We start from the raw sequence: 13,250 nt of genomic DNA, 5'->3' as shown, positions 1-13,250 counted from the left end.
CTGCCGGTCGCGCACCCCGTTCTCGGCGAGGTGCGCGGCCGGGCCGGTCACAGGTCCCGGGCGAGGTGGTCGGAGAGCAGGCGCGTGAAGCGCGCCGGGTCGCTGAGCTCACCGCCCTCGGCGAGCAGCGCCGTGCCGTGCAGCAGCTCGACGGTCTCCGCCAGCTCCGGGGAGTCCGCGCGCTCGTCGTGCGCCTTCCGCAGCCCGGTCACCAGCGGGTGGTCCGGGTTGAGCTCGAGGATCCGCTTGGTGGACGGCAGGTCCTGGCCCATGGCGCGGTAGAGCTTCTCCATCGTGGGAGTCATCTCGTCCGCACCGCTGACCAGGCACGCGGGCGAGGTGGTCAGGCGCGAGGACAACCGCACCTCCTTGACCTGCTCGCCCAGCAGCGTGGTCATCCAGGACAGCAGCTCGGAGAACTCCTCCTGCCGCTGCTCCCGCTCGGGTTCGGCGGCCTTGTCCTCCTCGCTGTCCAGGTCCACCTCGCCCTTGGCGATCGAGCGCAGCGGCTTGCCGTCGAACTCCGGCACGGAGTCGACCCACACCTCGTCGATCGGGTCGGTGAGCAGCAGCACCTCGTAGCCCTTGGCCCGGAACGCCTCGATGTGCGGCGAGCTCTCGATGACCGAGCGCGACGAGCCCGTCATGTAGTAGATGTCCCGCTGGTCCTCGCCCATGCGCTCCACGTACTGCTGCAGCGTGGTCAGCTGCTCGGCGTCGTGCGTGGAGGCGAACGACGCGATCTCCAGGATCGTGTCGCGGTTGTCCGGGTCGCTGAGGATGCCCTCCTTGAGCGCCGCGCCGAACTCGCGCCAGAACGTGGTGTAGCGCTCGGTGTCCTCGGCCATCAGGTTCTTGATGGTGGACAGCACCTTCTTGGTCAGCCTGCGGCGCATCAGGGTGATCTGCCGGTCCTGCTGCAGGATCTCCCGCGAGACGTTCAGCGACAGGTCCTGCGCGTCCACCACGCCGCGGACGAACCGCAGGTAGGTGGGGACCAGCGCCTCGCAGTCGTCCATCACGAACACCCGCTTGACGTACAGCTGCACGCCCTGCCGGTGATCCTCGGCGAACAGGTCGGCCGGAGCGTGCGCGGGCAGGAACAGCAGGCCCTGGTACTCGAAGGTGCCCTCGGCCTGAACCGCGATGGTCTGCAGCGGGTCCTGCCAGTCCCGGCTCACCCGCTTGTAGAACTCCGCGTACTCCTCGTCGGAGACCTCGTCCTTGGAACGCGCCCACAGCGCCTTCATCGAGTTGAGGGTCTCGACCTGGCGCTCGGTGCCGCCCTCGGCCGCGGTGCGCTCCACCTCCATCCGGACCGGCCACGTGATGAAGTCGGAGTAGCGCTGCACGAGCTCGCGGATCTTCGCCTCGGAGGCGTAGTCGAAGAGGTTGTCCTCGGCTTCCTCCGGCTTCAGCCACAGCGTGACCGCGGTGCCCTGCGGCGCCTCCTGCACGGTCTCCACCGTGTAGGTGCCGCTGCCGTCCGACTCCCAGCGGGTGGCCTCGTCCTCACCCGCGCGCCGGGTGAGCAGGCTCACCCGGTCGGCCACCATGAAGCTGGAGTAGAAGCCGACGCCGAACTGCCCGATGAGCTCCGCCGCGTTGGACTCCTGGGCCTCGCGCACCTTCGCGAGCAGCTCTGCCGTGCCCGACTTCGCGATGGTGCCGATCAGCTGGACGACCTCCGACCGCGACATCCCGATGCCGTTGTCCCGCACCGTCAGCGACCGCTGCTCGCGATCCACCTCGATCTCGATGTGCAGGTCGGAGGTGTCCACCTGCAGGTCCTTGTCGGTGAACGATTCCAACCGCAGCTTGTCCAGGGCGTCCGAGGCGTTGGAGATCAGTTCCCGCAGGAAGACGTCCTTGTTCGAGTAGATCGAATGCACCATCAACTGCAACAACTGCTGCGCTTCGGCCTGGAACTCGAAGGTTTCCACCTGTTCGCTCACTGGACTCCTCTCGGAAAGGCCGCACCGCGCTGGGTGCGGCGACGTCTCGTCATCGGCTTCACCTGTGCGCAGCCGCAGCGAATTGTCGCGCGTTCCCCCTAGGGCATTCCCCACGGCCGCCACGAGCCGCTGAGGAGATGCTTCGGTTCGCGGCTCGCGCGGCGGTGCGGGTAGTGGAACCCCGGACGCCACCGGGCTGCGGGATCCGCGACCCGAGTATGCCAATGCGCGGCGCTGCGGCTGTCCTCGCCCGACGACGTCCGAGAAACCCGCCACGGTGCGAACTGGGTCCGACACCACGCGCTGCTACCGCCGCACACCGTCAGAACCCCTGAGTGAAATCCCGGTTTTCTGCAGGAGTTCCTCCCACAACACTAGTGACTTCCCGCAGCACCGGTGCAGCACCATGGTTTTCGACGGACCACGACACCACGGGCGGAGAACAACGTTGTCATCAGGCCGAAGCCTGGTCCTGCGGAAGCCGGAGCGCGTCTGCCAGCTCCGCCCTGCCGCGGATGCCGAGCTTGCGGTAGATCTTCGTCAGGTGCTTCTCGACCATGCGCGAGGTGACCTGCGCCTGCCAGGCGATCTCCTGGTTCGTGGAACCGCTGCGGGCCAGCAGCGCGACCTGGTACTCCGAGGGCGTCAGCAGCGCACCCCGCGCCGAGGCCGCGGAGGGATGCCGGCCGAGCTCGCCGTCCACCCGATCGACCAGCTGCTGGACCCCGCACTCGCCCGCGATCCCGCGAGCCTCCCGCAGGTGCGTCTCCGCGCCCGGCTTGCCCGCGGCGCGCAGTCGTCGCCCGAAGAGCAGGTGCGCCCTGGCCAGTTCGATCCGGTTGGCGGAACCGTTCAGCACCTTGATCGCCTCCTTCAGCAGCGAGAAGTCCTCGCCCTCCTCGCTGAGCGCGGCGTAGGTGCGCAGGGCGCGCCCGATCGCGGCCGGGGCGCCCCAGCTGGTCGCCAGCTCGTACTCCTGCTCGATCAGCTGCTGCGCCTCGGCGGCGTGGCCGAGCCGGTGCTGCAGCATCGCGGCCCTGCCTCGCCACGGGCACAGCGCGGGGTTTCGCACTCCCCAGCGGTCCAGCTGCTGGCCGAGATCGAGGATGCGCTGCAGCGCCGGACCGAGCTCGCTGCGATCGCTGACGGCCGAGCCCTTCAGCAACCGCAGCGCCGCCGTGACGCACATGTTGTTCCCGGTCGCCGCGCCGCGTTCCAGCACCCGCTCCGTCAGCTCGCGGTCCTCGGTTTCCAGGGCCAGGAAGGCGACCGCGAGCAGTGTCGCCGAGTTGCCGTGCTCCCAGCCCAGTCCGCCCAGACCGATCGCCTCGCGGGTGACCGACAGCGCCTGGTCGAGCTTTCCGGTGGACATCCGCACCAGGCCCGTCTCGGTGCACAGCAGGGTGCGCGCCACGACGTCCCCCTGATGCTGCTGATGTCCCCGGACGCGCTCGAGCCACGCGGCCGGGTTCTCCGGCGAATCGGCGCCGACGAGGACGTTCACCAGCAGCGGGAGCCCGGTGTGCACGTGATTGCTGCGAGCGGGTTCCCGTTCCAGCACGCGGTTGGCCAGGCGAGCCACCTCCGAGGCACCCACCTCCGCGGTGATGGTGGCCGCGTACAGCAGCACGGCCAGCAGTTCGCGCTCGGCCGGGCTGTCCATCGGCGGGTTCGGCCCCAGCGCGTGCAACCGGCGGACGCTGTCCGCCAGGCCCATCGGGTCCTCGATCGTGAGGTAGCGCCTGCGCGCCTCCATGCGCAGCACCAGTTCCCGGTCCGTCCAGGAAAGCTCCTGCGGCGGACCGAACTCCCGGACCACCCCTCTGATCAGGTCGGTGACCGGCGCGGGGGAGGTGGCCAGCATCATCGGGGAGAGCCGCGCCATCGCGGCCGCGCGCTCCCTGGTCGTCGCGAGCATCGGAACCGCCTGCGAGACGTGCCGGACCGAAGCCGGGGAATCGAAAGCCCGCTCGGCCGCGGCCAGTTCGACCAGCAGGCCGGCGCGGTCGGGTCCGTCCGGCGAGCTGTCCAGCAGCGCGCGGCGCAGGTAGGACGCCGCCGTCTCCGGAGCGCCGCGGGCCAGCTCCGCTTCGGCCCCGGACCGGAGCACGCGGATGGCCCAGGCGTCCAAGGGCGCGGGCACCTCGACCAGGTATCGCGCCACGTCTCGCGCCGGGTGACCCTGGCCGTAGAGCGCCCGCGCGGCGCGCAGGTGGATGCCCTCCAGCTCCCCGGCCGTCGTCAGCTCCGCGACCGCGGCGTGCACGGCGGAGCGCGCGGGCCCGAGGCGTGACTCGGAGGTGTGCAACCCGAGCCCGCAGAGCGACCGCACGGCCTCCGCGTGCTGGCTCTCGTCGAGCCCGGCGACCCTGCCCACCAGCTCGGCATCGGCGCTCTCGCCCAGGACCGCCGCCGTCCGCACCAGCCCGCGCACCGCGGGGGACTGGACGCTCAGGCAGGAGAACAACCGCTCGCGCAATCCGGAGGGCCGCAACGACCACACCGCCTCGGCCTCGCTCCCGATCGGTCTCCTGCCCGCGCCCTTCAGCTCGAACAACATCGACATCAGGAACAGCGGGTTGCCCGCCGAGCTGCCCCGGCACGCGGTCACGAACGCCTCGTCCGCCCGCTCGCCGAGTTCGCCGCGCACCAGGGTGCGAACCGCGGCGGCCGACAGGTGGGCGGGCCGCAGCACCCGGGTCGCCGCATCGGCGATCTCCCGGACCGGCGCGAGCTCGGCCCCCGGATCACCGTCCAGCACGGTCACCGCGATCGTGACCGGCAGGCCGGCCACCTCCCGCGCCAGCCGGCCCAGGAACGTCAACGACGCGGCATCGGCCCATTGCAGGTCGTCGACCAGGATCAGCAGTGGCTGCTCGCCGCTCATCTCGGCGATCAGGCGGTGCGGATCGCGCTGCCGGGACCGCAAACCGTCCTCGGCGGACGCCCGGTGGTCCTTCCGCGGCCGCTGGACCGCCGAGGGCTCGGCCCCGAACGGCGGCTCCAGCAGCTGCCGCACGACGGCGAACTCGAACTCGCGCTCGTGCGACGCGCAGTCGGCCCGCAGCACGCGCAGCCCGTTCCCGCGACCGCGCTGCGCGCAGGCGTCCAGCAGCTCCGACTTCCCGATTCCCAGCGGTCCCGTGATGACCAGCAGCGATCCGGCACCGGCGCAGGTGTCGACCACCGCCTCGTCGACCACGTCGAGCTCATCTTCCCGTTCCAGCAACATCGAGCTCAGACCTCGCATCCGACGGTCCGGGACAGCACATCGCGGTGGTGGCTACCCGATCCGCGATCCCCGCCCGTTGATCCGGTGGCGAAGAACCGGTCGAACAACCCACGCACCGCGAGCTCTGCCTCGGCCATCTGCATAGCCACCACCCACTGGGCCGTCGTCATCCCTTTTCGGCAAAAGGTGCCGCTTCTACCTCACGTTCGTGGTACGTCAATCGGTTCGAGCACCGCCGATCGCGATGGCCAGATCCGCCCTCCTGGACACTCGTAGCTTGCGGTATGCGCTGGTGAGATGCGTTTCGACGGTGCGCAGCGTGACGAACAACGCTTCGGCGATCTCCCGGTTGCTCGTGCCGGAGGCGGCCATCGTCGCGACCCGCCGCTCGCTTCCGGTGAGCAGATCGACCGGCGAGCGCAACGGCTGCCCCACCCGGCCGCCCGCGGTCACGGCCAGCGCCCGCGCGTTCTCCGCGATGGGCCGCGAGCCGCAGAGCGTGGCCAGGTCGATGGCCCGGCGCAGGTGCTTGCGAGCGCTCCGGACGTCCTCGGTGCGCAGCAGGGCGGCGCCGAGGCAGTGGTGCGCGCGGGCCTCCTCCAGCCACGCGGGCGAGCCGGACAGCACCTCAACGGCGTCGGTGAGCGACGCCACCGCCTGCGAGGGGTCATCGGCGACCGCGCCGCGCGCCATCAGTTGACGCCCGATCGCTCTGGCGGTGCCCCATCGCTGCACCGCTTCGTCGCCGGCCTCGATCAGGTCCACCGCCTCCGAGCGCCTGCCGAGACCGGCCAGCAGACGGGCCGCGTCCACCCGCCACGGCGCGAAGATCGGATTGCCGACGCCCGCGTCGTTCATGCTGTCCCCGCAGCGCAGCAGCAACTGCACCGCCGCGGTCTCGTCGCCCCGCAGGTAGCGAGCCCGTGCCTTGGCGTGCAGGAAGTAGTGCCATTCCAGGATCGATTCCTCGAACCAAGCCCGGTCGATCCGGTCGAGCAGCCGCTCCGCCTGCTCGATGCGCCCCTGTTCGATGAGCGCGCTGGCCCACGCGGTGAACTGAGCCGCGGTCGAATCGGCGCCGCTGGTCCCTTCGCAGAGCTCCGCGGCCGTCCGCGCCTCGGCGGCGGCCTCGCGAACATCGCCGAAGTGCAGCAGAACTCGCGCGTAGCAGGACAGCGAGTACGAGTAGTCCCAGCGCGCGCCCATGTTCTTGACCTTCTCCACCGAGCGCTGGGCAGCGGGCAGCAGATCGTCGGCCTCGTCGGCCAGGTGCAGGGCGAACAGCGCGGCTCGCTCGGTCCAGACGTCGGCGTCGTTGGCCTGGAAGCCCAGGGCCGTGCGCGCGTGCTCGACGACCCGCCCGGACGGCGCGCCGCGCAGCGCTTCCACGTAGGCGATGGCGGCCAGCGTCCGGCGCTCCGCCGATGTGCTGCCCTCCGGGATCGCCCGTTCCCGGACGCGGGCCCGCACGATGCCGAAGGTCGACTTCTCACCCGCACCGATGATCAGCAGCATCGACTCCACGGCCAGGCACAGCTCGTGATCGGCGGGCGAGGCGTCGCGCCCGGCCGAGAGCATCGCCAGCACCTCGCCGAGCACCCGGACCGCCTCCGGGTGGCGTTGCGCGGTGGCCGCGGTCGTGGCGAAGTTCAGCACCAGCGAGACGTGCACGTCCGGATCGGTGACCTGGTTCAGCAGTTCCCGCAGGATCGGCAGCGCCGCGTAGGGATCGATCTGCGCGAGCACCCTGCCGAGGTCGGCTCTGATCCGGATGCGCTGGGGCTCGGAAGTCTCCACGTCGAGCACCCGCCGCAGGTACCGCACGGCCGCCTCGGGGTCCCCCCGCCGCTCCTCCAGCACCGCCGCGTCGTGCAGCACACCGGCCATCCACGTCTGGTTCAGCTCGGACAGCGCCAGCAGGTGGTTCGCGACCTCGACGGCAGGCCTGCCCGCGTCGTTGAGGATCCGCGCCGCTCGCAGGCGCTCCGATTCGGACACCCGCGTGGCCTCGAGCACCGCGGTGCGAACCACGTCGTGCACGAAGTCCGCGCCCGAAGCCGCGAGGATGTTGTGCTCGCGCAGCACGCCGAGCGCTTCCGCGACCTGCCACCTGGTCACGCCCGCCAGCGCGGCGAGCGATTCCGCACCCGCGCCGGGGCCGAGGACCGCCGCCGCGGCGGCCACCCCGCGAACTCGATCCGGTTGACCGGACAACCTGCTCAGCACCGAGTCGGCCACCACGTCCCTGCCGACGTCCTCGACGGCGGCGGCCCCCTCCGCGTCCGGCGAGACCCCGGCCCTGCTCAGCTCGGACAGCAATCGGTCGAGCAGCAGCGGATTTCCACCGGAGACCCGCGCGCAGGTGGCGACGAATCGGCTGTGCGGCGGTTCGTCGAACGCCTCCGCCACGACCTCACCGACATCGGCCTGCACCAGCGGTGTCAACTCGAGCACCGTGCTGGCTCGCTGCGCGACGATGTCGGAAACCACGGTCTGCGCGGGATCTTCCAGTTCATCACCGCGGCAGGCGAGCAGGAGCAGCAGCGGCAGGTCCTCGGCGCGGCGGAGCAGGAAGTCCAGCCAGCGCAGCGAATCCTCGTCGCACCGGTGCGCGTCGTCGACGACGATCACCAGCGGAGCGGTGGACATCAGGTTCGCCGCCGCCCTGTACAGCCCGTGCAGCGTCGCTTGGTCGCCCGGGGACTCGTCGTCCGGGGAGTGCGGCAGGTCCGGGCGCAGCACCGGGAGCGCCCGCGTCGCCGCACCGGCGCGCACCGCCGAGCCTGCGTCGGCAGCGAGGTCCAGCGGGTGGAAGAGCGCTCGCACCGCGCCGTAGCGAGATGGCGGCACTTCCGCGCAAGTCACGCGCAGGACGGTGAAGCTCCCCGCCCAATCGTACTGCCGGATCTCGGTCAGCAGGCGGGTCTTGCCCGTCCCGCTCGCCCCGCGGACGACGACGCACTGCGCGCGGCCGGAACGAGCCTTCGCGAGCCCGCGAGCGAGCACGGCGCACTCGTGAGACCTGCCGGCCAACGGCCGGACCCGCTCAGCGATGCGCGTCTCGTCACCCCGCAATCCAACTCACCGTCCGACTCGCAGCATCCGACCGGGGATCTCCGGCCACGCCCAGGGATGCACTCACCAAGGAACTTGGACAAAAGTCCACCATCGGTCAACACAGGTGCGCAAGCTCTGACCAGCACCGGAAACTGGCCAATTCCCCAGTCCCGCTGCGGTAGGCGAATTCTTTCAACAGTGCGCGCGCTGCGATTCCCGGTACCGCCGCCGGAAGTTCATCGCGACGACATCCGGTGCGAGCCGACCGGCGGTGACGCGGACCGCACCCCAGCGGCACGGGTTCGAGCGCGCGGAACGCACCGCAGGCACCGAGGCTCGCGACCGGGAGCACCCGCCCTCCGCGGCCCCGAGCCGCCGAGCTCCCGGCGGCGCTGCGCACCGCCGACCTACTTCACGTAGTCCCGCGGCACCCGGGGAGGCCAGCTGCCGACGCTCAGCAGACCGAGGCTGTACGCGCGGGACACCAGCGCGGCGCGGTTGGGCGCCTTGAGCTTCTTGAGCATCGTGCCGACGTGGTACTCGACGCCCTGCCTGCTCAGGAAGAGCCGGGACGCCAGGCGAACCGTCGACTCGCCGGTCGCGATGCCCTCGAGAATCCGAGCGTTGAGCTCGGAGAGAATCCTCTTTCGATCGGCCACGGCCACGTTCGCCCGGTTCGACTTCTCCGGCGAGAGCACGACCACGAATTGCGTGAGCTGACCGGACGACGATCCGTGCACGGCGACTCCGGTGATCTCACCGGTGAACGCGGCCTGGTCAGGGCCGACGCCGACGAAGTATTCCACGAAGCGCTGGTTTCGCCCATCGGTCAACCGGTCGAAGTTGCGGCGCATCGGCTCGCGCACCCCGGGGTGCACCAGCTCGTAGAAGCTCCGACCGAGCACGGAGTCGTGGGACTGGCCAAATTGGGTGACAAAAGCATCGTTTGCTTGGGTGAGCCGCATCTGCAGATCTAAACTGGCCAGGTGCAGGCCCGAGCGGTCGAGGAGCGACTGGAACACGTCGACATCAGCTGTGTCGTTTCTCGATACCTCGCCGTAAGCGTTGCTAAAGAGACGAGGATCAGCGGCTACGGTGGGCATTGACGATGTATCTCTCCCGCGAATCCTGAGGAATCCCGGCTTGGCCGAATGCGGCCCCGAAAGAGCCGGGAAATTTGTTTGCCTCCGCACTGAGACATCTCCGATCGTATGGAGAGCGCTCTAATGAGGTCAACGCGGCGGGGTGGCCGCAGCTTAATGTTGTGGGTCCCGGCGCCGATGGTTCGGACTCGCCGCTACATGTGGCGCGGAAGAACCTCCTGACCAGCGAGTACAGCATTTTCGTGGGAGGTTCGGGCTCCTCCGCCGGGGCCCGTTCGGCCCTCCTCGGCGACCCCCCGAACGGAGCAATCCGGTCGCTCGGGTCACAATTCGATCCATCTTCTGGAGTCTTTAGGCGACGGCGTTTCGAGCCGATAACGCGGACGAGTCCGAGCATCCGCAGGAATTGCTCATATGAGCCGACGTCCGACCGGTGCTCATATGAGCATGATTGCATCGGATGATTCAGGAATTGTTCACCTGAACCGAACTCTGCGCGCACGCCCGCATACGCGTTGATCGCGCCCCGCCCGGCTGAACGAGCTCGGGTATCCCCGGTTCGGGACACGCGGCCCTCGCAGTTTTAGACGCCCTTACAGCATGCGGTGCGGGACTCAACTCGCGTCGCCGCGGGTTCTGCCGCCTCGTGCGGCGAGGACAGCCGCGCAGGACGGCCACTCGAGCAGCGGATCCCGCAGCCACGCGGCGCGTCAGAACCCGCCACCAGCACCGCCGCGCACGCGGCACACTGAGAAATCTCCTCGGGCAAGACTGTCACCGGCTACGCGAGGGGCCTGCCGCGGCCGCGCTCGCCGGGCAGTGGTTCAGCTGCGGGCGCGTTCGTGGTGTCGCCTGGCCTTCATCCGGTTGCCGCAGTGAGCGCGAGACCGGGTCGGTTACCAGTGGAGGGGTGCGAGGTGGAGCCCACCTCGCCCCCAGCCCGCGCCGGTGATCGAGGCGGTGCCGTCCGGTTCGGCGATGACCTCCGAGGCGTGGGCGTTGATGCGGCCGGCCGGGTTGTCCACTGTGAACCGAAACGGGTCCGCGCTGCGGTACACGCGCGTGTCCTCGTAGCCGGACTCGCAACAGATGAACAGGTACCACCCGTCCGGGCGCCGCACCACGAACGGGGATTCGGTGGGCCCGCCGGTGGTGCCCCGCTCCGGGTGTTCGAAGGCGACGCGCTTCCCGCTCCAGCGCACCAGGTCCATGCTGACCCGGTAGGCCACCTGGTGGTTTCCGCCCTCCGGCGTGCTGGTCGCGGTGTAGTACATGACCCAGAGCGGGCCGACCCTGGTGACCATGGGGTCCCTGGCGTCGAAGCCGTCGGTGAACAGCGGGTTGGCCTCGCTGCGAGTCCAGTTCCGCAAGTCGGTGGACGTCGCGAGGTGCATGCGGTACGCGGTGTGATCACGGGTGCCCGCCGCGTAGAACATGTGGTAGACGCCGTTGGCGAAGACCACGTGCGGCGCCCAGATGTGCCTCTCCCCTGCTGAAGGATCGGCGCTCAGCGCGAACGGCCGCTTCGTCCATGGACCTCGCGGCGAAGGCGCGGTGGCGTGCCCGAAGTGCTTCTCGTCCAGCGGATCGGCCGGCTCGGCGTGGGTGATGGCGTACACGTGCCAGAGACCGGTTGCCGCGTCCCGGATCATCGTGTGGTCGTTGTAGTACCACTGCTCGTCCTCACCGACCGACGGGTCGTAGACGCGGACGAACTCCCCCGCCGACACCGAACCCGCCTCCGACGCCGAAGCGACCCCGGCCACGGCCACGGCCAGGTGGATCACGAGGAACAGCGCGATCACCGAGCGGAGCGGTCTCGAACCGGACGCACTGATCATCCTCACCCCGCCGCACCAGCCCGAACCGACGTTTCCCCTCGGTATACCGATTGATCGAACCCACCGGCATCCGTGAATCGGGTGATTCACCAGGAACCGGACGACCGGGAGCGGCGCGGCGACAGTTTTGCCTAAAACTGTACGGGCATTTCGGGCGCAAGAGGCTTGCGGTTTTAGGCAAAACTGTCACCGGCCACGCGCGCTCCTAGGCGGGACGTGGGATGCAAAGAAGGCGAGTGTTCATCACGAGCACTCGCCTTCTTCGGGTGGAGCTAAGGGGATTCGAACCCCTGACCCCTTGACTGCCAGTCAAGTGCGCTACCAGCTGCGCCATAGCCCCGTGTTCTGTTGGCCGGGTGAGCACCGCTCATCCCTTGCACCAATACAGTACAACAGCCTCCGAGCGCGTTGTTCAGGGGGTCCCGGATCACTCCGGGACCGGCCCTGAACTGCGCAAACGCTAGCCCGCAGCGCTGCTGCCCCGGGACTTGGGCAGTCCCCGGGTGTTGGCCGCCTTGACGAACTCGGCGCGCGGATCGTGCAGTTCGCCGAGAGCCACGACCTGCCGGCGGAACGGCAGCTCCATCAGCCAGTCGCCGAGGATGCGCGCCTTGCGGGACGCCGTGGGCATCTTCGCCAGGTGGTAGCCGCGGTGCAGCAGCCACGCGGGCAGGCCCTTGAGCTTGATCCCGTAGACCTCGGCCGCGCCGCGGAACAGGCCCAGGCCGGCGACCGAACCGGCGTGCTTGTGCTTGTAGTCGGCCAGCGGTCGACCGTGCAGCTTGGCGACGATGTTGTCGGCCAGCAGCTTGGCCTGCCGGACCGCGTGCTGGGCCGACGGGCTGCACATCGCGTTCGGGTCGGAGCTGGTCAGATCCGGCACCGCGGAGCAGTCACCCGCGGAGAAGACCGTCTCGGTACCGCGGACCTGCAGCTTGGTGGAGCACTCCAGCCGCCCCTTGTCGTCGCGGGGCAGGTCGCTGTTGTCCAGCATCGGGTGCGGCTTCACGCCCGCGGTCCAGACGATGGTGTCGGTGTCGAACTCGGACCCGTCGGAGAGCACGGCGTGCCCGTCGACCAGCGTCTCGGCGGTGGTGCTTAGCTTGACCTCGATGCCCATCTGCTCGAGCTGCCGCTTGGTGTACTCCCCCATCGGCGCGCTGACCTCGGGCATGATCCGGTCCATCGCCTCCACCAGCACCCAGCGCATGTCCCGCTCGGACAGCTGCGGGTAGGCGTGCAGCGCGTAGCAGGCCATCCGCTGCAGCTCGGCCATCGCCTCGATGCCCGCGTACCCGCCGCCGACGAACAGGAACGTCAGCAACCGCCTGCGCAGTTCCCGGTCGTTCGTGCTGGCGGCGATGTCCAGCCGGGACAGCACGTGGTTGCGCAGGTAGATGGCCTCGCCGATGGTCTTGAAGCCGACGCCCTCATCGCCCAAGCCGGGGATGGGCAGGGCGCGGGAGATCGAACCGGGCACCACGACCAGGTAGTCGTAGTCCAGATCGCCGTGCTGGCCGTCCCCGAGCGTGGCGGTGATCTTCTGCCGAGCGTGGTCGATGCCGGTGACCTGCGCGGTCAGCACCTCGCACTTGCGCAGCGCGGTGCGCAGCGGCACCACCACGTGCCTGGGTTCCAGCGAGCCGGCGGCGGCCTCGGGCAGGAACGGTTGATAGGTCATGTGCGGCTGGGTATCGATGACCGTCACCCGCGCTTCGCCCGCGCGCAGCTTCTTCTGCAACCGCAGGGCCAGGGTGAGCCCGACGTGCCCGCCACCGATGATCACTACCCGGGGCTCACGCATGCTGCGGCTCCCCTCGTGCGCCGGAACGGGTGCGACGCGGGTCGACCTGGCGTTCCGGATGCCTCCGCAGGTACTCCTGCTCCAGCTCGAAGGTGCGGGCGGTGTGCTCGCGCAGCGCATCGGGGGAGCCGTGCAGGAACGTCTCGTGTCGGGTCTGGTGCAGGTGCTTCAACTCGCGCAGCAACAGCTCCCCGGTGAGCTCGTGACCGGGGATTCCGGTTGTGTTCATGGCGTTCCTCCCGGCGGGCAGGCCAAACC

Annotated in this window: 7 protein-coding genes and 1 tRNA gene; all 8 read right to left on the bottom strand. The window is 69.7% G+C overall.

The window, feature by feature from the left end:
• Positions 1–47 precede the first annotated feature (47 nt).
• The 8 genes from htpG to ABD289_RS02815 all read right to left on the bottom strand — a co-directional run bounded on the left by htpG (position 48) and on the right by ABD289_RS02815 (position 13,221).
• Entirely contained in the window at positions 48–1,955 is a 1,908-nt protein-coding gene (gene htpG, locus ABD289_RS02850; RefSeq protein ID WP_344126127.1) for a molecular chaperone HtpG, read from the bottom strand.
• A gap of 454 nt (positions 1,956–2,409) precedes the next feature.
• Positions 2,410–5,187, bottom strand: coding sequence for an ATP-binding protein (locus ABD289_RS02845; RefSeq protein ID WP_344126125.1), 2,778 nt, complete (start codon positions 5,185–5,187; stop codon positions 2,410–2,412).
• A 216-nt stretch (positions 5,188–5,403) separates the two neighbouring features.
• Entirely contained in the window at positions 5,404–8,220 is a 2,817-nt protein-coding gene (locus tag ABD289_RS02840) for an AAA family ATPase (protein WP_344126122.1), read from the bottom strand.
• A gap of 431 nt (positions 8,221–8,651) precedes the next feature.
• On the bottom strand, positions 8,652–9,266 hold the full coding sequence (locus tag ABD289_RS02835) for a LuxR C-terminal-related transcriptional regulator (protein WP_344126120.1): 615 nt from the start codon (positions 9,264–9,266) through the stop codon (positions 8,652–8,654).
• Positions 9,267–10,243: 977 nt separating this feature from the next.
• Positions 10,244–11,188 carry a family 43 glycosylhydrolase gene (locus tag ABD289_RS02830; RefSeq protein WP_344126118.1) on the bottom strand — a complete coding sequence of 315 codons (945 nt, stop codon included), beginning with the start codon at positions 11,186–11,188 and terminating at the stop codon, positions 10,244–10,246.
• A gap of 267 nt (positions 11,189–11,455) precedes the next feature.
• A tRNA-Ala gene (locus tag ABD289_RS02825) sits at positions 11,456–11,528 on the bottom strand.
• A gap of 120 nt (positions 11,529–11,648) precedes the next feature.
• Complete coding sequence (locus tag ABD289_RS02820) at positions 11,649–12,992, bottom strand: NAD(P)/FAD-dependent oxidoreductase (protein ID WP_344126116.1); 1,344 nt, start codon at positions 12,990–12,992, stop codon at positions 11,649–11,651.
• Complete coding sequence (locus ABD289_RS02815) at positions 12,985–13,221, bottom strand: DUF6158 family protein (protein ID WP_344126114.1); 237 nt, start codon at positions 13,219–13,221, stop codon at positions 12,985–12,987. The genes ABD289_RS02820 and ABD289_RS02815 overlap by 8 nt, the downstream gene beginning before the upstream one ends.
• Positions 13,222–13,250: the final 29 nt, after the last annotated feature.

The sequence above is a fragment of the Saccharopolyspora halophila genome, assembly GCF_039531955.1.
GTDB classification, from domain to species: domain Bacteria; phylum Actinomycetota; class Actinomycetes; order Mycobacteriales; family Pseudonocardiaceae; genus Saccharopolyspora; species Saccharopolyspora halophila.
The sequence above is the reverse complement of the archived record's forward strand: the minus strand, read 5'-3'. Positions and strand labels throughout refer to the sequence as shown.